The sequence below is a fragment of the Streptomyces marianii genome (assembly GCF_005795905.1).
Classification (GTDB): Bacteria; Actinomycetota; Actinomycetes; order Streptomycetales; family Streptomycetaceae; genus Streptomyces; species Streptomyces marianii.
The window spans coordinates 6,446,463-6,466,686 of the sequence record NZ_VAWE01000001.1 but is presented as its reverse complement, the minus strand read 5'-3'; the positions used below and the strand labels follow the sequence as shown (position 1 = coordinate 6,466,686).

Annotated in this window: 15 protein-coding genes; 4 read left to right on the top strand and 11 right to left on the bottom strand. The window is 73.2% G+C overall.

Going from position 1 to position 20,224, the window contains the following annotated elements; genetic code table 11:
- Nucleotides 1-2: 2 nt before the first annotated feature.
- From ftsW to rsmH, 8 genes are all read right to left on the bottom strand, one after another.
- Nucleotides 3-1,679: a putative lipid II flippase FtsW gene (gene ftsW, locus FEF34_RS29325; protein WP_407698362.1), complete on the bottom strand. Its 1,677-nt coding sequence runs from the start codon at nt 1,677-1,679 to the stop codon at nt 3-5.
- Nucleotides 1,680-1,924: 245 nt separating this feature from the next.
- Nucleotides 1,925-3,352: a UDP-N-acetylmuramoyl-L-alanine--D-glutamate ligase gene (gene murD / locus FEF34_RS29320; protein WP_138055839.1), complete on the bottom strand. Its 1,428-nt coding sequence runs from the start codon at nt 3,350-3,352 to the stop codon at nt 1,925-1,927.
- On the bottom strand, nt 3,349-4,419 hold the full coding sequence (mraY, locus tag FEF34_RS29315; protein WP_138055838.1) for a phospho-N-acetylmuramoyl-pentapeptide-transferase: 1,071 nt from the start codon (nt 4,417-4,419) through the stop codon (nt 3,349-3,351). Before mraY ends, murD begins: the two co-directional genes overlap by 4 nt.
- Entirely contained in the window at nt 4,416-5,852 is a 1,437-nt protein-coding gene (locus tag FEF34_RS29310) for a UDP-N-acetylmuramoyl-tripeptide--D-alanyl-D-alanine ligase (protein WP_138055837.1), read from the bottom strand. Before FEF34_RS29310 ends, mraY begins: the two co-directional genes overlap by 4 nt.
- A 3-nt stretch (nt 5,853-5,855) precedes the next feature.
- On the bottom strand, nt 5,856-7,550 hold the full coding sequence (locus tag FEF34_RS29305; RefSeq protein ID WP_407698315.1) for a UDP-N-acetylmuramoyl-L-alanyl-D-glutamate--2,6-diaminopimelate ligase: 1,695 nt from the start codon (nt 7,548-7,550) through the stop codon (nt 5,856-5,858).
- A gap of 17 nt (nt 7,551-7,567) precedes the next feature.
- The gene (locus FEF34_RS29300) at nt 7,568-9,526 is read right to left on the bottom strand and encodes a peptidoglycan D,D-transpeptidase FtsI family protein (RefSeq protein ID WP_138055835.1); all 1,959 of its coding nucleotides are present in this window, start codon (nt 9,524-9,526) and stop codon (nt 7,568-7,570) included.
- Between the two features lie 4 nt (nt 9,527-9,530).
- The gene (locus FEF34_RS29295) at nt 9,531-10,091 is read right to left on the bottom strand and encodes an FtsB family cell division protein (RefSeq protein WP_407698314.1); all 561 of its coding nucleotides are present in this window, start codon (nt 10,089-10,091) and stop codon (nt 9,531-9,533) included.
- A 60-nt stretch (nt 10,092-10,151) separates the two neighbouring features.
- Nucleotides 10,152-11,132, bottom strand: coding sequence for a 16S rRNA (cytosine(1402)-N(4))-methyltransferase RsmH (gene rsmH / locus FEF34_RS29290; protein WP_138055834.1), 981 nt, complete (start codon nt 11,130-11,132; stop codon nt 10,152-10,154).
- A gap of 305 nt (nt 11,133-11,437) precedes the next feature.
- Here rsmH and FEF34_RS29285 point away from each other — a divergent pair, with 305 nt between their 5' ends.
- From FEF34_RS29285 to FEF34_RS29270, 4 genes are all read left to right on the top strand, one after another.
- Nucleotides 11,438-11,980, top strand: coding sequence for a beta-class carbonic anhydrase (locus tag FEF34_RS29285; protein ID WP_138055833.1), 543 nt, complete (start codon nt 11,438-11,440; stop codon nt 11,978-11,980).
- A gap of 430 nt (nt 11,981-12,410) precedes the next feature.
- Nucleotides 12,411-13,463: an AAA family ATPase gene (locus FEF34_RS29280; protein WP_138055832.1), complete on the top strand. Its 1,053-nt coding sequence runs from the start codon at nt 12,411-12,413 to the stop codon at nt 13,461-13,463.
- Nucleotides 13,463-14,806 carry a DUF58 domain-containing protein gene (locus tag FEF34_RS29275; RefSeq protein ID WP_138055831.1) on the top strand — a complete coding sequence of 448 codons (1,344 nt, stop codon included), beginning with the start codon at nt 13,463-13,465 and terminating at the stop codon, nt 14,804-14,806. The genes FEF34_RS29280 and FEF34_RS29275 overlap by 1 nt, the downstream gene beginning before the upstream one ends.
- Nucleotides 14,803-17,220, top strand: coding sequence for a transglutaminase TgpA family protein (locus tag FEF34_RS29270; protein WP_171053139.1), 2,418 nt, complete (start codon nt 14,803-14,805; stop codon nt 17,218-17,220). The genes FEF34_RS29275 and FEF34_RS29270 overlap by 4 nt, the downstream gene beginning before the upstream one ends.
- Nucleotides 17,221-17,595: 375 nt before the next feature.
- Here the strand turns inward: FEF34_RS29270 and FEF34_RS29265 are convergent, their stop codons facing one another.
- The 3 genes from FEF34_RS29265 to FEF34_RS29255 all read right to left on the bottom strand — a co-directional run bounded on the left by FEF34_RS29265 (nt 17,596) and on the right by FEF34_RS29255 (nt 19,785).
- Nucleotides 17,596-17,988, bottom strand: coding sequence for a DUF3040 domain-containing protein (locus FEF34_RS29265; RefSeq protein WP_138055830.1), 393 nt, complete (start codon nt 17,986-17,988; stop codon nt 17,596-17,598).
- 283 nt (nt 17,989-18,271) lie between these two features.
- Nucleotides 18,272-19,060 (bottom strand): methyltransferase, encoded by a 789-nt coding sequence (locus FEF34_RS29260; protein ID WP_138055829.1) that lies wholly within the window; start codon nt 19,058-19,060, stop codon nt 18,272-18,274.
- 164 nt (nt 19,061-19,224) lie between these two features.
- Nucleotides 19,225-19,785, bottom strand: coding sequence for an SAV_6107 family HEPN domain-containing protein (locus FEF34_RS29255; protein WP_138055828.1), 561 nt, complete (start codon nt 19,783-19,785; stop codon nt 19,225-19,227).
- Nucleotides 19,786-20,224 lie beyond the last annotated feature (439 nt).

Genomic DNA, 20,224 nt, shown 5'->3' with positions numbered 1-20,224 from the left:
ATTCACCGCTCTCCGGACGGACGTTCCTTGACGCGCCGTCTCATCGTCTTCCATCTCATCCCGGGCCGCACGGCCAGGGCCGCCTTCGCCGCGGGATCCTCCCGCGCGAAGGCGATCAGCAGTCCGACCGCGAACATGGTCGGCAGCAGGGCGGAGCCCCCGTAGGAGAACAGCGGGAGGGGGACGCCGGCGATCGGCAGCAGCCCGAGCACCGCACCGATGTTGACCACGGCCTGGGCCGTGATCCAGGTGGTCACGCCTCCCGCGGCGTACCTCACGAAGGGGTCCTCCGTGCGTCCGGCCACGCGGATACCCGCATAGCCTAGAGCCGCGAAGAGAGCGAGCACCGACAGTGTCCCCGCGAGGCCCAGTTCCTCCCCGGTGATGGCGAAGATGAAGTCGGTGTGCGCTTCGGGTAGTTGACCCCATTTTTCCACACTCGCCCCGATGCCCGAACCGAACCAGCCGCCCGAGGCCAGGGCGTAGATCCCGTGCACGGCCTGCCAGCAGCTGTCGTCCGGGCCGGGGTCGGTGGCGCCGACGCACTGGAAGCGGGCCATCCTGTTCGCGTTGGTCTTGATCAGGACCGCGCCGATCACCGCGGCGACGGACAGCACGCCCACGAACAGCCTGGTCGGGGCGCCGGCCAGCCAGAGCAGCCCGAAGAGGATCGCGGTCAGGATGATGGCGGTGCCCATGTCGCCGCCGAGCATGATCAGCCCCAGCAGTATGAAGGCCACCGGGACCAGCGGGACGAGCAGGTGCTTCCACTGTGTGAGCAGCCGTTTGTCCTGCTTGCGGGCGAGCAGGTCGGCGCCCCAGAGGATCAGGGCCAGCTTGCCGAACTCACTGGGCTGCAGCTGGAAGGGCCCGCCGAGCGAGATCCAGTTCTGGTTGCCGTTCACCGACTGCCCTATCCCGGGGACCTGCACCAGGACCATCAGACAGGCGCTGACGACGAGGATCGGGTAGGCGAGGCCCCGGTGGAGCCGGAGTGGCATCCGGGAGGCGATCAGAAGCAGTCCGGCGCCGATCACGGCGGCGAGGAACTGCTTGCGGAAGAAGTACGAGGAGGGCAGCGAGTACTTCAGCGCCGTGATCATCGAGGCGGAGTAGACCATCACCAGACCGAGCACGGTGATCAGCAGACCGGCGCCGAGGATCACGTAGTAGGCGGTCAGCGGCCGGTCCCAGGCCCGGCGGGCCTGCTCGTACAGCCGACGCAGTCCGCCGCCGCGGGGCGGGCGGGTCCGGCCGCCGCCTCCGCCCCAGCCGTACGCCGGACGCGGCCCGGACCTGGCGGTCCTGCCGCGCAGTGCGACTCCGGGCAGTCCGGCCAGAGCCGGCGCGGGGAGTCCGGCGAGGGCCGGCGAGGGCACCAGGCGCCGGCCGAGCGCGCGTACCCGCCGGGCGGGCGGCGTACCGGACGGCTCCGCAGCCCCGCCGCCGCGCGCGGCGTGATGGGTCGTGGGGGCCGACGCGCCTCGCGCGGCGGCCGGGTCGGGGTGCGCGGCAGAAGCGTTCGCTCCCCTGGCGAGAGACCCGCCGAGGGGCGCCGCAGAACCGGCAGCGTCCGTGCCGACGGCCCCGTCCGGGTGACCTGCGGGGCCGTTCTCGACCGTGTCCGCGGGCCGGCCGGCGCGCACCGCAGAGCCGCTTGTCTCCCCGTCCGGGGCCATTCCCGGGCCCACCCCGGAACCGGTCGTGTCCGCGGCAGCCGCGTCGCGCCTCCCCCGGCCGGGATCCGCGGCGGTCGTCGTACGGCCGGTGGGTTCCGGAGCGCCGTGGGGACCGTCGGGCCACAGCGAGTCCGCGGCGCCGGGGCGGCGGGGGTCGGGCGTCGTGGTCGCGTCGGGTGGCATGTCGCTGTCCCCTCCAGGTCGTGGCCCACGCCGCCGGGTCGTGGCGGCGGGGCCAGGGCCGGTCAGGCGCGCTCGGCGGCGAGGGTGCGGACCGCGTCCGCGAACGCCTCGCCTCGCTTGTTGTAGTTGGCGAACATGTCCATCGAGGCGCAGGCGGGGGCCAGCAGGACCGTGTCCCCGGGCCGTGCGAGCCGTGCCGCTTCGCGGACCGCCGCCGACATCGCCCCAGTGTCGGTCCGGTCGAGGTCGACCACCGGGACCTCGGGCGCGTGTCGCGCCAGGGCTTCGGCGATCAGCGCCCGGTCCGCGCCCATCAGCACCGCGCCGCGCAGCCGGCCGGCGGACTTCCCGACGAGTTCGTCGAAGGTCGCGCCCTTGGCGAGGCCGCCCGCGATCCAGACGATCGGGTCGTACGCCGCCAAGGAGGCTTCCGTGGCATGGGTGTTGGTGGCCTTGGAGTCGTCCACGTAGGCGACGCCGTCGACCTCGGCCACGTGCTCGATACGGTGCGCGTCGGGCCGGAAGGCCCGCAGCCCCTCCCGCACCGCCGCGGGCTCGACGCCGAACGCGCGGGCCAGCGCGGCTGCGGCGAGGGCGTTGGCGATGTTGTGGGGGGCCGGCGGGTGGACGTCGGAGACCTGCGCCAGCTCCTGTGCCTGCTTCTGCCGGTTCTCGACGAAGGCGCGGTCGACGAGGATGCCGTCCACGACTCCGAGTTGGGAGGGTCCGGGCGTACCGAGGGTGAAGCCGATGGCGCGGCAGCCCTCGACGACGTCCGCCTCCCGCACCAGGTCCTCGGTGGCGGGGTCGGCGGCGTTGTAGACGCAGGCGACCGTGTTGCCTTCGTAGACACGGCCCTTGTCGGCGGCGTACGCCTCCATGGAGCCGTGCCAGTCGAGGTGGTCCGGCGCCAGGTTGAGGACGGCGGCGGAGTGGGCGCGCAGCGAGGGGGCCCAGTGGAGCTGGTAGCTGGAGAGCTCGACGGCGAGCACGTCGTACTTCTCGTCGCCGAGCACCGCGTCCAGCAGGGAAACCCCGATGTTGCCGACGGCCGCGGTCCTCAGACCGGCCGCCTCCAGGATAGCGGCGAGCATCCGCACGGTCGTCGTCTTGCCGTTGGTGCCGGTGACCGCGAGCCAGGGAGCGGCTTCCCTGCCGTCCAGGCCGCGCAGCCGCCAGGCGAGTTCGACGTCGCCCCAGACCTCGACGCCCGCCTCCGCGGCGGCCGTGAACAGGGGCTTGTCGGGCTTCCAGCCGGGCGCCGTGACGACCAGCTCGGTGCCCTGCGGCAGGGTGGCGGCGTCGCCGAGGCGGACGGTGACCCCCTCCGACTCCAGCTCGGCCGCCTGGGCCCGCGCGCGCTCGTCGTCGCCTTCGTTGACGACCGTGACGACCGCACCGAGGCCGTGCAGGACGCGGGCGGCCGGGATGCCGCTCACGCCCAGCCCGGCGACGGTGACGCGCTTGCCCTGCCAGTCCTGCGTGCTCACTTGTCGGCCGCCCAGCCCGCGTAGAAGATGCCCAGTCCCACAATGACGCACATGCCCTGAATGATCCAGAAACGGACCACGACCAGGACTTCGGACCAGCCCTTGAGCTCGAAGTGGTGCTGCAGCGGGGCCATCCGGAAGACGCGCTTCCCGGTGAGCCGGAAGGAACCGACCTGGATGATCACGGACAGGGTGATCAGGACGAAGAGGCCGCCGAGGAGCGCCAGGAGCAGCTCCGTGCGCGAACAGATCGCCAGACCGGCGAGCGCGCCGCCGAGGGCCAGGGAGCCGGTGTCACCCATGAAGATCTTCGCCGGCGAGGTGTTCCACCACAGGAAGCCGAAGCAGGCTCCCATCAGCGCCGCGGCCACGACCGCGAGGTCGAGGGGGTCCCGCACCTCGAAGCAGGCGGCGGGGTTGGTCAGGGTCATCGCGTTGGCGCAGGACTCCTGGAACTGCCAGAGGCCGATGAAGGTGTACGCGCCGAAGACCATCACGGAGGCGCCGGTGGCCAGGCCGTCCAGGCCGTCGGTGAGGTTCACGCCGTTCGACATCGCGAGGATCATGAACAGCGCCCAGACCACGAACAGCACCGGACCGATCGTCCAGCCGAAGTCGGTGACGAACGACAGCTTGGTGGAGGCCGGCGTGTTGCCGCGGTTGTCCGGGAACTGCAGCGCCAGCACCGCGAAGGCGATGCCGACGATCAGCTGGCCGGCCATCTTCGCCTTGGCCCGCAGGCCCAGGGACCGCTGCTTGACGATCTTGATGTAGTCGTCGAGGAAGCCGACCAGTCCCATGCCCGCCATCAGGAACAGCACCAGCAGACCCGGGATGGTCGGGTCCTCGCCGGTGATCACCTTGGTCAGGGCGTACGCGATCAGCGTGGCCAGGATGAAGGCGATGCCGCCCATGGTGGGCGTGCCCTTCTTGCTGCCGTGGCTGCGCGGGCCGTCGTCACGGATGAACTGGCCGTAGCCCTTGCGGGCCAGCAACTTGATCAGCAGCGGGGTACCGATGAGCGTCAGGAAGAGCCCGATGGCTCCCGCGAAGAGGATCTGCCTCATCGGCCGGCGACCTGCCCCTCGGTCGAACCGGTGTCGGCGAGCAGCGCCTCGGCGATCCGCTCGAGCCCGGCCGACCTGGAAGCCTTCACCAGCACGACGTCTCCCGGGCGCAGCTCTCTGCGCAACAGGTCGACCGCCGCCTGCGCGTCGGACACGTGCACCGACTCCTCACCCCACGAACCCTCGTTATATGCGCCCAGCTGCAGCCAGGACGCTTCCCTGCCCCCGACGGCGACGAGCTTGCTGACGTTGAGCCGGACGGCGAGCCGTCCGACCGCGTCGTGCTCCGTCAGCGCCTCGCCGCCGAGCTCGGCCATCGGACCGAGCACCGCCCACGTGCGCCCCCCGGCGGCCTGGGCGGCCGCGCCCATGGCGGCGAGCGCGCGCAGTGCGGCTCGCATGGACTCGGGGTTCGCGTTGTAGGCGTCGTTGACGACCGTCACACCGTCCGGACGCTCGGTGACCTCCATACGCCAGCGGGAGAGGGTGCCCGCCTCCGAGAGCGCGGTGGCGATCTCGTCGACGGACATGCCCAGCTCATGGGCGACGGCGGCCGCGGCGAGCGCGTTCGACACGTGGTGCTCACCGTACAGCCGCAAGGTCACGTCGCTGCACCCGGAGGGTGTGCGAAGGAGGAATGCGGGCTGTCCGCCCGGCATGAGCCGGACGTTCTCGGCGCGTACGTCCGCTTCGTCCGACTCCCCGAACAGCACGACGCGCGCCTCGGTACGGGCGGACATCGCGCGTACCAGGGGGTCGTCGGCGTTGAGGACGGCAACTCCGCCCTCGGCCGCGGTGGGCAGCGTCTCGACCAGTTCGCCCTTGGCCTCGGCGATCTGCTCACGGCCGCCGAACTCCCCGATGTGGGCGCTGCCCACGTTCAGCACGACGCCGATGCGGGGCGGGGTGAGTTCGGTGAGGTAGCGGATGTGGCCGATGCCGCGGGCACCCATCTCCAGGACCAGGAACCGGGTTTCGTCGGTGGCGCTGAGCGCGGTCAGCGGCAGCCCGATCTCGTTGTTGAGGGAGCCTGGGGTCCAGACGGTCGGCGCCAACCGGCGCAGCACCTGGGCGATGAGGTCCTTGGTGCTCGTCTTGCCGGCGGAGCCGGTGAGCGCCACGACGGTGGCGCCGAGGCGTTCCACGACGGCGCGGGCCAGTGCCCCGAGGGCCTTCCGGACGTCGTCCACGACGATCGCGGGGACACCGACGGGACGCGAGGCCAGCACGGCGGCCGCGCCCGCGGCTACCACGTCCGCGGCGTAGTCGTGGCCGTCGACGCGGACGCCGGCGAAGGCGACGAACAGGCTGCCGGGCACCACCTCACGGGAGTCCCGGACGACGGGCCCGGTGACGCGCACGGACGGATCCGGTATGTCGCACGGCCGCCCGTCGACGATCCGGGCGATCTCGGCGAGGGAGAGGGCGATCACGGCTCATCCCTCACTGTTCTTGTTGCTGTGCTCGATCGCCTCGCGAAGCACCTGCCGGTCGTCGAAGGGGCGGACCACCCCGGCGACGTCCTGCCCCTGCTCGTGTCCCTTGCCCGCGATCAGCACGGTGTCGCCGGGCGCGGCGCGGGCGACGGCCGCGGCGATGGCGGCGGCCCGGTCCGCTTCCACGAGGACGTCGCCGCGCTCGTGGGCGGGCACCTCGGCGGCGCCCGCGAGCATCGCGGCGAGGATCGCGAGGGGATCCTCGGAGCGGGGGTTGTCCGAGGTGAGGACGGCGGTGTCGGCGTAGCGGGCCGCGGCGGCGCCCATCGGGCCGCGCTTGGTCCGGTCGCGGTCGCCGCCGCAGCCGAGCACGATGTGCAGCCTGCCCTCGGTGACCTTGCGCAGGGAGCGCAGGACCGATTCGACCGCGTCGGTCTTGTGGGCGTAGTCGACCACCGCGAGATAGGGCTGGCCGGCGTCCACGCGCTCCAGCCGGCCGGGGACGCCCGGTACCGCGGCGACACCGTCGGCCGCGGTCTGCGGGTCGATGCCGGCGACGGCGAGGGTGACGATCGCGGCGAGCGTGTTGGCGACGTTGAAGGGGCCCGGCAGTGGTGCCCGGGCGCGCACCCGCTCGTCCTGCGGGCCGATGACGGTGAACGTGGAACCCAGCGGGCCCACTTCGACGTCGTCCGCGCGCCAGTCGGCGTCGGGGTGGCCCTCGGCGGAGAACGTGACGACGGGGATCGAGGACTCCGTCACCAGGCGCTGGCCGTACTCGTCGTCGAGGTTGACGACGCCCCGCCGGGCGCGGGCCGGGGTGAACAGCTGGGCCTTGGCCTGGAAGTAGTCCTCCATGCCGGAGTGGAACTCCATGTGCTCCGGCGAGAGGTTGTTGAAGACTGCGACGTCGAAGACGCAGCCGTCGACCCGGCCGAGCACCAGGGCGTGGCTGGAGACCTCCATGGCGACCGAATCGACGCCGCGTTCCCGCATCACGGCGAACAGGGCCTGCAGATCGGTGGCTTCGGGGGTGGTGCGCTCCGATTTGATGCGCTCCTCGTCGATGCGCATCTCGACCGTGCCGATCAGGCCGGTGCTGCGGCCGGCGCCGCGTAGACCGCCCTCCACGAGGTATGCCGTGGTGGTCTTGCCGGAGGTCCCGGTGATGCCGATCTGCAGCAGCGCCGCACCGGGGCGTCCGTAGATCTCGGCGGCGAGCTCGCCCATTCTGCCGCGCGGGTTCTCGGTGACCAGGACGGGCAGTCCGGTCGCGGCGGCGCGGTCGGCGCCCGTCGGGTCGGTGAGGATCGCGGCCGCGCCGAGATCCCTGGCCTGGGCAACGTAGTCGGCGCCGTGCAGCCGGGCACCGGGCAGAGCGGCGTACACGTCCCCGGGGCGCACCGCGCGGGAGTCGTGCGTGATGCCGGTGACCGCGCCGGAGCCCGGGGTTTCGACCCCCAGCCGGGCGGCCAGATCTGCGAGGCCGATCGGGCGGACCTCGGCCGGACGGGGAGGGGCGGTTCGGTACTGATCAGCTTGTGGCACGGCGGTGAGCGTACCGGCAGCACCGGGACCGGCGCTAAATGAGGGCCCCCGCCGGGGGCTGGGGGCACCCGGGGACGGGCTCCCGGCGGGCCGGGGCGAGGCGGACCCCGGGCGGCGGTTCCCGGGGTCCGGCGTGATGGTTCTCACTGGCTGTTCCTCCCGGGTCACGCGCCGGGGTCGAAAGCGACCGGCAGTCGCGCGGGAGCCGCGCCGGTCGGCGCGACCTGCTGGGTCTTGAGCGCGAACTCCATGACCTTCTTGTAGATGGGTCCGCAGATCTGGCCGCCGAAGTAGCTGCCGCGGGTCGGGTTCTGGATGGCGCAGTAAACGGTGATCTGAGGCTTGTCGGCGGGCGCGAAGCCCGCGAAGGAGGCGGTGTAGCCCCGGTAGCGGCCGAGCTCGGGGTCGACCCGGTTCGCGGTGCCGGTCTTGCCTGCGACCCGGTAGCCGGGGATCCGGGCCTTGGTGCCGGTGCCCTCCTCGTCGCCCACGACCGATTCGAGCATGGTGGCGAGGGTCTTCGCGGTCTTCTCGCTGACCACACGGGTCTTCTCCGGCGCTTCCGCCGGGTTGAAGCGTCCGTCGGGCCCGCGGGTGCCGCGCACCAGGGTGGGCTCGATGCGTACGCCGCCGTTGGCGATGGTCGAGTAGACGGAGGCCGCCTGCATGGCGTTGATCGACAGGCCCTGGCCGAACGGGATCGTGAACTGCTGGGAGGTCGACCAGTCCTGCGGCTTGGCGAGGATGCCGGGGGTCTCGCCCGGGTAGCCGAGGCCGGTGGGGCTGCCGATGCCGAACTTCCGGAGGTAGGAGTAGAGGACGCGGTTGGCCTGGCTCTGGGTCTTCCCGAGCTGCCCGGTCGCCAGGATGGTCCCGATGTTGCTGGACTTGGCGAGGACCCCGTTGAGCGTCAGGTACCACGTGGGGTGGTCGATGTCGTCCTTGAAGAGCCGGTCGCCGCGGTGGAGCCGGTTGGGGACGGTGACATGGGTGCCCGGGGTGGCGGCCCGCTCCTCCAGCACGGCGGCCATGGACATGACCTTGCTGGTGGAGCCGGGCTCGTAGACGTCCTGGAGGGCCGCGTTGCCCATGGCGGCGGGGTTGGCCCGCACGATGTCGTTGGGGTTGAAGCCGGGCGCGTTGGCCATCGCCAGGACCTCGCCGGTCATCGTGTTCTGGACCACCACGTACCCGCGGTCGGCCCCGGACTTCGTCACCTGCTCGCTGATCGCGCGCTGGGCGGCCCACTGGATGTCGCGGTCGATCGTCAGCTCGATGTCGGAGCCGGGGACGGCGGGCTTCTCCCGGGTCCCGGCGGTGGGCACCCGGCGGCCGCCCGACTGCGCGTAGGTGATGCTGCCGTCCTTGCCCGCCAGCTCCTCGTCGAGCATGGACTCCAGGCCGCCCGCGCCGCGGCCGGCGGCGTTGACCCAGCCCAGTATCCCGGCGGCGAGATCGCCGTTGGGGTAGACGCGTCGGCTGCTGGTCTCCTGGAAGACGCCGGCGAGCACGTTGGCGCCGGGCCCGCCCTTGGCCTTGTCGGCGGCGGCCTTCTCGGCGAAGACGGCCTTGAGGTCCTTGATCTGCTTCCAGACCTGCGGGGTCTGGCGGCGGGCGAGGACGGTGTACCGGGACTTGGGGGCCTTGAGCTTGTTCGCGAGCTCCGCGGCATCGGCGCCCAGGATCGGCGCCAGCAGCGCCGCGGCCTGCTCCGGCGCGTCCGGGGCCTTGCTCTCCCCGGGTGTGAACATCTTCGGGTCGGCGGTGATGTCGTGCGCGTCCACGGTGGTGGCGAGCGCGATCCCGGCACGGTCCGTGATCCGGCCGCGCTCGGCAGCCAGCTTGTGGCTCGTGTAGCGGTTCTTCTCGGCCATCGCGGCGTACGTGCCGGCGTCGACGGCCTGCACCTGCAGCAGCCGGATCACGAACGTCAGCATGACGAGCGTGAGCGCGAGGCTGACGAGCCTCAGCCGGGGGCGGGGGTTGCCGAGCCGGATCCGGCCGGGCGCCGCGGGCCGCCGGGGCGACGCGGTGCGGCGGGGCGCTGGCCGGATCCGGCCGGCCGGTCCGCCCCGGCGCGCGGGGCCCGGAACACGGCGCCGCGGTGGTTCCTTGGATGGCACTGCGTCACCTGCCGGGGGTCGTGGGGGGCGGCTGCGCCGGCGCGGACGGTGCCGCGGGCGCCGCGGACGCGCCTGCGGCCGACGGCTTCGGCGAGGCGGGAGCCGGCGCGGGCGCGCCGGACGCGGGCGGCGGCGCGGCCACGGGTGGCCCGACCGGCCGCTGCGACGGATCCGGCCGCCGGACGGGCGACGGGTCGGCCTTCGCCCGCCTCGGAACGCCGCGGACCGTGCCGTCGGGGCCGAGGAACGCGGGGTTGCCGCCGGGGACCATGCCCAGCTCGCGCGCCCGCCGCTCCAGTGCGTCCGGGGCGGAGCGCTCGTCCACGTCCCGCTGCAGCGCCTGTTCCTGGTCGGTGAGTTCGGTGGTCTTCTTCCTGAGCTCGCTCAGTCGGAACGAGCCCTCGTTGAGGGAGGTGTTGAGCAGCAGCAGGGTGATCAGTCCACCGCCGAGCAGGACGACGACCAGCAGGACGAAGGGGGTGCGGGCCGCGGTGCTCGGCCCGGACGGCATGAGCCGCACGAGCCGTGCGGCACGCCCCTTGAGCTGTCCGGCGGCCTTCCTCACCCCGAGCCCTCCCTCACCGCGGCTGCCGTCACCGGTCGCGCTCCCTCGGTGCGGCCGCCGTCACCGCACGTCCTCGCGGATGCGCTCGGCGCCACGCAGCCGCGCGGGCGCGGCCCGGCGGTTCTCCGCGACCTCTTCCTCGGAAGGGAGTTCGGCGCCGCGGGTGAGGAGCTTGAGCCGCGGCTGGTAGCGCTCGGGGACGACGGGCAGTCCGGGCGGTGCCGTACTGGCGGCACCCTCCGCGAGGACCTGCTTGACCAGCCGGTCCTCCAGCGAGTGGTACGAGAGGACCGCGATCCGGCCGCCGACGGCGAGTGCCTTCACCGCGGCCGGGATCGCCCGCTCCAGTACGGTCAGTTCGCCGTTGACCTCGATGCGCAGGGCCTGGAACGTGCGCTTGGCCGGGTTGCCGCCGGTGCGCTTGGCGGCCTGCGGGAGCGCGTCGCGGATCAGCTCGACGAGCCGGGCGCTGTTGGAGAACGGTTCCTTCTCCCGTTCCCGCACGATCGCGGCCACGATCCGCTTGGCCTGCTTCTCCTCGCCGTACGCACGCAGGATGCGGACCAGCTCGCCGGGCGGGTAGGTGTTGAGGACCTCGGCGGCGCTGACGCCGGTCGTCTGGTCCATCCGCATGTCGAGCGGGGCGTCCTGGGCGTAGGCGAAGCCGCGGTCGGCCTCGTCGAGCTGCATCGAGGAGACGCCGAGGTCGAACAGGACGCCCTGGACGGCGGGGATGCCGAGCCGGTCGAGGACGTCGGGCAGCTCGTCGTAGACGGCGTGCACGAGGGTGGCGCGGTCGCCGAACGGCGCGAGCCGCTCACCGGACAGCCGCAGCGCCTCCTTGTCCCGGTCGAGCGCGACGAGCCGGGCGGCGGGGAAGCGGGCCAGGAGCGCCTCGCTGTGCCCGCCGAGGCCGAGGGTGCAGTCGACGACCACGGGGGCCGGGCCTTCGGCGGGACCGCCACCGTCGGGACGCTCCAGGGCCGGCGCCAGCAGGTCCAGACACCGCTGGAGCATCACCGGGACGTGTCGCTGGCTCAATGCGCCCTCTCAGGTCCGGCACGGGCGCTGGCCGGGCCGTAGGTTTGCCGCACCCGCGGGGAAGTCGCGGAAAAGTGCTGGATGTGTCCGTGAACTGCGCGTCACTTTAGTCCACTGGTCGTGCCGGTCAATCAACCGGCTGGCGCGTCGCAGCGGCGGCCGGCGAGGGGTCCGGGAGCGGGCGGCTGACCCGAACGGACACGGTCCGCCCCTGCCTGTGGGTTAGCTCACAACAAGCCGCGTTGACGTTCTTTGTCCCCTCTCACAGCGAGCTGAGCAGGCCGGTGACCATTACCGTCGGAGACATGTCGACTTCCGCGCACCTCCCCGCAGAGACCGCCGTCGCCGACGGCACGGTCACCGACCGGCTCGTCGAAGCCAACCAGCACTACGCCTCGGGCTTCACCGACCCCGGCATGGACGCCCGGCCGGTGCTCCGGGTCGCCGTGGTGGCCTGTATGGACGCCCGTCTCGACCTCCATGCCGCACTGGGCCTGCAGCTCGGCGACTGTCACACGATCCGCAACGCGGGCGGAGTGGTCACCGACGACGTGATCCGCTCCCTGACCATCAGCCAGCGCGCGCTGGGCACCCGCAGCGTCATCCTCATCCACCACACCGGCTGCGGACTGGAGAGCCTGACCGAGGACTTCCGGCACGAGCTGGAGGACGAGGTCGGCCAGCGGCCCTCCTGGGCGGTCGAGGCGTTCCGCGACGTGGACCAGGACGTGCGCCAGTCGATGCAGCGGGTGCGCACCTCGCCGTTCCTGCTGCACACCGGCGACGTGCGCGGCTTCGTCTTCGACGTCACGTCGGGTCTGCTGCGGGAGATCGACCCCACCGGCTGAGGCACGCTCCGGACGACGCCGCGCGAGCCCACAGCGCGGCGCCGTCCGCCTGTCCGCGACCGTGACGGCGCGGGACGGGAGGGCCCGTGCCGCGCCGTCACGGGATGTCCGTACGCCGTCGCACGGGATGTCCGTACGCCGTCGCACGGGATGTCCGTACGCCGTCGTACGGGATGTCCTTACGGCGTCGCACCGGGTCGCCGCACCGACCCGGCGTGGGGTGGATCACAGCGCTGCGTGAACGGCCAAACGCGGCAACCTCAGACATATGGCGCCCACTTGTCCACAGGCGAGTGACACGACGCGGCAACGGCAACAAGAATGCGGGTGTGGCACCTTCGCGGAACCGACCGGAGAAGGTGTCCGTGTTTCGGGGTGGGCCGTGCCGCAAGCAGTGCACCGGCCCATGGAACGGGCCGAGGAGGGCCGGGTGACGACCTATGACGATCGAGCGAGCCTCACGGATCTGACCACCACAGCGGAGCACGTCCGCAGGTCGGTGGAGGGTGTGATCGAGGGCAAGCCTGAGGTCGTACGGCTCTCGCTGACAGTGCTGCTCGCCGAGGGGCATCTCCTCATCGAGGACGTGCCGGGCGTGGGCAAGACGATGCTGGCGAAGGCACTGGCGCGGTCGATCGACTGCTCGGTCCGGCGCATCCAGTTCACGCCGGACCTTCTGCCGTCGGACATCACCGGCGTGTCGATCTACGACCAGCAGAGACGGGACTTCGAGTTCAAGCCCGGCGCGATCTTCGCGCAGATAGTGATCGGCGACGAGATCAACCGGGCGTCCCCCAAGACCCAGTCCGCGCTGCTCGAGTCCATGGAGGAGCGGCAGGTCACCATCGACGGGCAGACGTACGAACTGCCCACTCCCTTCATGGTGGTGGCCACGCAGAATCCGGTGGAGATGGAGGGCACCTACCCGCTGCCCGAGGCCCAGCGGGACCGCTTCATGGCCCGGGTGTCGATGGGCTATCCGACACCGGAGGCCGAGCTGCAGATGCTCGACGTGCACGGCGCGGTGTCCCCGCTCGAGGACCTCCAGCCGGCGGCCCACGCGCATGACATCGTGAAGCTGATCGACGCGGTGCGGACGGTCCATGTCGCCGACTCCGTCCGGCGGTACGCGGTGGAGCTGGTCGCCGGGACCCGCAACCACCCCGACCTCCGGCTGGGCGCCTCACCGCGCGCCACCCTGCACCTGCTGCGCGCCGCCAAGGCCTCGGCTGCGCTGAGCGGCCGTGACTACGCACTGCCGGACGACGTCCAGTCCCTCGCCGTGCCGGTGCTCGCCCACCGCCTGCTGCCGACGGCCCAGGCACAGCTGAACCGCCGCACCGCCGAGCAGGTCGTGCTGGAGATCCTCCAGCACACGCCCGTGCCGACCTCGGGAAACGACACCGCGTACGGGATCGGTGCCCGCCAGGCGCCCGGCAGCCCGGCCTACGGCCGGCAGCGGCCCGGCGTCCGGCGGATCTGATGACGGCCGGGAGCCCTGTCGCCGGCGATGAGGAGAGGGGCGGTCTGCGGTCGGCTCTCGGCGGGCTGACCACACGCGGCCGCTCGTTCCTGGCGGCCGGGGTGGCCGCGGCGGTGTGTGCCGTGGTCCTCGGGCAGAGCGATCTGCTCCGGATCGGGCTGCTGCTCGCCGTGCTGCCCCTGATCTGCGTGGCCGTGCTGTACCGCACCCGCCACCGGGTGGCGGGCAGCCGGAGGCTGTTCCCGTCCCGGGTGCCCGCCGGGTCCGAGGCGCGGGTGCATCTGCGTCTGGACAACGTCTCCCGGCTGCCCACGGGGCTGCTGATGCTCCAGGACCACGTGCCCTACGTACTGGGGCCCCGGCCCCGGTTCGTGCTGGACCGCGTGGAGCCCGGAGGCCGGCGTGAGGTGTCCTACCGGGTCCGGTCCGACCTGCGCGGACGCTATCCCCTCGGTCCGCTGCAGCTGCGGTTGAACGACCCGTTCGGGATGTGCGAGCTGACCCGTTCCTTCAGCTCCGCCGACACCCTCACCGTGATCCCCCGCACCGAGCCGCTGCCGCCGGTACGGCTCTCGGGGGATGCCACGGGGTACGGCGACGGACGGCAGCGCACCCTCGCCCTGGCCGGGGACGACGACGTGATCCCCCGGACCTACCGGCACGGGGACGACCTGCGGCGCGTGCACTGGCGTTCCACCGCCCGCTACGGCGAGTTGATGGTGCGGCGCGAGGAGCAGCCGCAGCGGGCCAGATGCACGGTACTGCTCGACACCCGGCGCAGGGCCTACCGGGGCTCCGGGCCCGACTCGGCCTTCGAGTGGGCGGTTTCGGGCGCGGCCTCCGCCCTGGTGCACATGCTGGAGCGGGGCTTCTCGGTCCGGCTGCTGACGGACACGGGCACCTCGGTGCCCGGCGACGGCGGGGACGGCCTCGCCGGCTCCCCGCAGGAGTCCGCCGAATCGGCCGGGATGATGCTGGACGCGCTCGCGGTCGTGGACCACTCGGACGGTCCGGGTCTCTCGCGCGCCTACGACGTGCTGCGCGGCGGCGGCGAGGGACTGCTGGTCGCCTTCTTCGGCGACCTGGACGAGGAGCAGGCGGCGGTGGCGGCTCGGATGCGTCAGCGCAGCGGGAGCGCGGTCGCGTTCGTGACGGACAGCCGCCTGTGGACGGCGAACGGAGCGGTGGACGACGCGGTGGAGGCACGGCTGCGCGAGGCCGGGTGGACCGTGGTCGCCGCCGGGCCGGGCGCGGCGCTGCCCGAGCTGTGGCGGCGGGCGGCGCGCGAGCGCGCGGACTCCGCCCCGGCCGGTACGACGGATCCTTCGGGGGGACGGTCATGAGCGGCCGTGGCAGGCTCGCCCTGTGCGCCTACGGCGCCACGCTGCTGGCGGCGGCCGCGATGGTCCCGCTGGTCGATCCATCCACGTGGCTGCTTCAGGCCGCGTTCCTGTCGGCACTGGTCAGCGGGGCCGGTGCGGCGGCGCGGCGGGTGCCGCTGGCACGGCCGCTGACAGTAGCGGCCCAGGCCGTGCTGGCGCTGCTGATACTCACTCTGGTCTTCGCCCGCGAGCACGCCGTGCTCGGGCTGGTCCCCGGGCCGGACGTGCTCACCAGGTTCGGCGAGCTGCTGGCCGGCGGTGCGCAGGACGTCGGCCGGTACGCGATCCCGGCGCCGGCGACCGACGGCATCAAGCTGATGCTGATCGGCGGGGTGCTGTTGATCGGCCTGGCCGTGGACGCGCTGGCCGTGACGTACCGCAGCGCCGCCCCCGCGGGTCTGCCCCTGCTGGCGTTGTTCTCGGTGGCCGCCGGTCTGTCCGGGGGCGGAGCGGGCTGGTGGTCGTTCCTGCTGGCGGCCTCGGGCTATCTGATGCTTCTGCTGGCCGAGGGCCGGGACCGGCTGTCCCAGTGGGGCCGGGTCTTCGGCGGCGCCCCGCCGCGCGGCAGGGACGCGTTCGACCGCGAGGACGGGACCGCGCAAGCGCAGGTGCGCACCGGCCGGCGCATCGGTGCGGCCGCGCTCGGCGTCGCCCTGGTCGTCCACTGGTCGCTCCCGGCTCTGGGCGGCGGACTGATCGGCCAGGGCGGCCGCGGTGCGGGCACGGGCTCCGGCGGCGGCACGATCAACGCGGTGAACCCGGTGGTGACGCTGCAGGACAGCCTGAACCAGCCGGAAAACCGGGAATGGCTGAAGTACACGACGAACGCGAAGGCCACCGGTGACATGTATCTGCGGATCATGGCACTGGACCAGTTCGACGGCGGGGCTTGGAAGTTCTCGGTCCGCAAGGTCACCGACATCCCCGCCGAGCTGCCCCGCCCGGAGGGCCTCGGCGGTGGTGTCGGCACGACGGAGATCAGGACGAGCATCTCCGCCGCGGGTGCCTACAAGCAGGGCTGGCTGCCCATGCCGTACCCGGCGACCGAGGTGGCCGTGGACGGCAGCTGGCGCTTCGACCCGGCCCGGCGCACGATCGTCGGAGACCGGGGGCAGACGACCGGCGGCCTGCAGTACTCGGTCACCAGCCTCCAGGTGAAGCCCACCGCGAAGCAGCTCGCCGAGGCGCCGAAGGCCCCCGCCGCGCTGCTGGAGGAGTACACCGAGGTGCCGGACACGCTGCCGGCCGATGTGAGGTCCACGGCCCTGCGGGTGACGCGGGGCGCCGCGAACGACTACGAGCGGGCGGTCAGGCTCCAGGACTGGTTCGCCGCGGACGGCGGCTTCACCTACGACACCCAGGTGGATTCGGGCGGCGGCGTCGGGGCGATCTCGCGCTTCCTGAGGAACAAGGAAGGGTTCTGCATCCACTTCTCGTTCTCCATGGCCGCCATGGCGCGGACCCTGGGGATACCGGCCCGGGTGGCGGTGGGCTTCACGCCCGGCACCCCCGCGGCGGACGGTTCGACGTCGGTCAGCAACCAGGACGCCCACGCCTGGCCCGAGCTGTACTTCGAGGGCGTGGGGTGGACCCGGTTCGAGCCGACGCCGAGCCGGGGCAGCGCACCCGACTACACACGTGCGGCCACCCCGTCCGACGGGCCGAGCAGCCCGGCGGACCCGGAGGCGGGGGCGTCCCAGGCCGTGCCGGTCGCCCCGTCGCGGTCGTCCGACTGCTCGCCGCAGGAGCGCCAGCTCGGCGAGTGCGGGGCCACGACGCCGCAGGACGTCGCGGTGTCCGAAGACCAGGGCCCGTCGCTCGGCACGGTCCTGGTATGGACCGGGGCGGTCGCCGCACTGCTGGTGATCCCGCTGCTGCCGATGCTCTGGCGGACGAGACTGCGCAGGGTCCGGCTCGGCTCCGAAGGGTGTACGGCCGAGGAGGCCGCGGCGCGGACGCTTCTGGTCTGGCGGGAGATCGCCGACACCGCCTGGGACCACGGCATCCCACCGGACGAGTCGCTGTCGCCGAGGAAGGCGGCCGCGCGCATCGTCCGGCTCGGCCGGCTGGAGGGCGCACCCGCGGACTCGGTCCACCGGGTGGCCCATGCGGTGGAGCAGGTGCTGTACGCGCCGAGACCCGTCCCGGGCACCGGGCTGGCCGAGGACGCCGGCCGGGTGCGGGGGGGCCTGGGCGAGCGGGCCGGCCGCGTCGCCGGGCTGCGGGCACTGCTGCTGCCGCGTTCCACGGTGCGCGTCGTATGGGCGTGCTCGGAGCGCTGGAACGCCCTGGCGGAACGCGCCGCCGCCATCCGGCGGCGGTTGCTGGACCGCGCGACGGCGCAACTGCGGAGGCCACTGCGGCAGCGGGGCTGACGAGCAGCGGCCGCGCCCGGCGGGACGTGCTTCCCGCCGGGCCCGGCCCTCGTCCCAACGGGCAGGACCGCGGAAAACATAACTGTGAGAGTTCTTCCGCGGCCCGGGATGGGTTGCTGCCAGGCTCGGCGCTCGGGGGCGCCGTGCTCGTCGGAGGAAGCGATGCCGGCGGGTGGCGGGAGCGGTGCGCCACGGATGGCGGGGGCGATGCCCTCGGGCGAGTGCCCTGCCCGTGGCGCATCCGGAAGCGCGGGGCTCCCGGGGCCGACGGGAGGTGTCCGCGGCGAACGAGTACCCGGGCGGAGAGACGCGTGAGGGGTGACCGCCGTGCGGTCACCCCTCAGCCATGTCGGAGTGCGTGGACGTGGCCGGGGCTCAGTGGCCCTGCTCGTCGCGGCGGCGCTGCCACCGCTGCTCGATCCGGTCCATCATCGACCGGCGCTGCCTGGGCTGTCGGCGCGTGGCCTCGGCCCCGGGGCCGCTTTGCTCACCCGGCTTCGGCGCCTTGCGCCAGCCGGTGACCGCCAGGACCGCACAGCCGAGCATGACGAGAAAACCCACCACGCTGATCCAGATCTGCTGGGCGACCATTCCGGCCATGAGGAGCGCGATACCCACCAGGAAGCCGGCGACCGCTTGGTAGACCCGTCGTCGGGTGTACGTACGCAGCCCGCTTCCCTCAAGCGCTGTCGCGAACTTGGGATCTTCGGCGTACAGCGCTCGCTCCATCTGCTCGAGCATTCGCTGCTCGTGCTCCGAGAGCGGCACGGAGTCCTCCTAGTCGTCGGTCGCGGGGGGCGACCGGTATGCGGCCCTTTCAGGATAGGCAGGGAATCGCCCCCGTGAAACCCGCCGAGTGCCCGATTGCCCTGAGGGGCCTGCCATGCCGGATCGACTGCTGAGGCGTTGATTCCCCAACCGCCTGTCCGTCATGCCGGATCGTGTCCCCCGATCATACGGGGCGAACGCCTCGATCGGGGGGCCTGTGGCGTACTCCATGTGCAGCTGCGTGGCTGATCAGCGGCGGCCCGCCGCGCCGGGAAGCCGGTGATCAGCCACGCTTCTCACCGAGGACGTGGAGCTGGGTGGCGACGGCGTGGAAGGCGGGCGACTCGGCGGCGGCCTCCTCCAGCTTCAGCAGGGCCTCCAGCGCACCCGGCTCGGTGTCCACGAGCACCCCCGGGACCAGGTCGGCGAAGACCCGGACACCGTGCACGGACCCGACCTCCAGGCCCGAGTCGCCGACGAGTTGCGTGAGCTGCTCGGCCGTGAAGCGGCGGGGCGTCGGGTCGCCCTCGCCCCAGCGCCCCGCCGGGTCGCCGAGCGCCCTCCGGGCCTCGGTGAAGTGTCCGGCCAGGGCCCGGGCGAGGACGGCACCGCCGAGCCCGGCGGCGAGCAGGCTGAGGGCGCCCCCGGGGCGCAGCGCCTCCACCGCGTTCCGCACGCCTTCGGCCGGGTCCTCGACGTACTCGAGCACGCCGTGGAACAGCACGGCGTCGAAGCCGCCGCGCTCCACGACGTCGAACAGTCCGTGGACATCGCCCTGGACCCCGCGCACCCGGTCGGCAACCCCCGCCTCGGCCGCCCGGCGCTCCAGAGCGAACAGCGCGTTGGGGCTGGGGTCGACCACGGTGACGTGGTGGCCGAGGCGCGCCGCGGGCACGGCGAAGTTGCCGGAGCCGCCGCCGGTGTCGAGGACGTCCAGGGCGTCACGGCCGGTCGCCTTGACCCGGCGGTCCAGGGCGTCCCTGAGCACCTCCCAGACCACGGCCGTGCGAAGGGAGGCGCGGGACGGGGTCTCCCCACGGCGAGGTCGAACAGGGGGCGTCTGGTCCGACACGGCAGTTGACTCCTCGGCGCGGGTGCCGCCCCTGCTGACGGGGCGTGAACGGTGCAGGCTGACTCCACCCTATTGCCTCGGCCGGGCGCCCCGGTCCCCCCCGGGGCGCCCCCGGGCCGGCCGAACCCGCCGTCCGGCCCGGCGTCACCCGGCCCCGGGCCTTCTCATCCCGCGGCGTCCTCCGGGCACACCCTCGGGGCGCCCGGACCGTGCTGCTCGGGGCTGGGCTGCGGCAGCACCGGCTGGAGCACCAGCATCCGCTCCACCAGCCGCAGGAACAGGGCGACGTCGCGGAGCAGGTCGTCGGCGTCGCGGCTGCCTACGGCGCCCCGGATGCCCGCCTCGGCGCGGGCCCGGCGCTCGGCGCCGGAGGCGAAGAGCGCGCTCCACTCGGTGAGCTCCGGGGCGATCTCCGGCAGGACCTCCCAGGCGGAGCGTATGCGTGCGCGCCGGCGCGGGCTGGTCTCCGGCCGCCCTCGGGCGGCGAGGACGGCCGCCGCGGTGCGCAGCGCGGCGAGATGGGCCGTGGCGTACCGCTGGTTCGGCGTCTCCAGGCACGCGGCCTCCGCCAGGCCCGCCCGCGCCTGGGCGAGCAGGTCGAGTGCGGCAGGGGGTGCGGACGAGCGCCGCGGCACGGGGTGGACGTCGGTCGCGGGACCGGTCGGTGAGGGGGCAGGGCCGCCTGCGCGGAGCCGGCCTGCGGCAGCGGCGTACGAGCTGGCCATGACGAGCCTCCTGTCGTCGGGTGACGGCACTCCGGCCGTCCGTGAACCATGGTGGGGGGCACCACTGACAATTCGCCCTGACCTGGGCTTGTCCCGGGCGAAGGGGGTGTCCTGCCCGCGCTGGGCGGCGACCCACGTCTCCCGCGCGGCCAGGTGCCGACGGCGTGGGCCACCGGGGGCGGCGGCTACGGCGTCGCTCCGGACCGCGGCGGCCCGCCCCCTCGGGATCGTCGACGGCGAGCAGCACCCCGTGCCGCACCGCGGACTGGCGGAGCCGGGCGGTGCTCGTCCTGCGCACCGACGGGGTGGTGGAGGGCCCCACGTACCCGATGGAGGCCGGTCTGGCCGAGATGGCCGAGATGGCCGAGCCGGTGCGGACCGGATCCGAGGCCGTCCCCGACGTACTCGCCTCCGCGGCGATCGAGGCGGCCGACCTGAC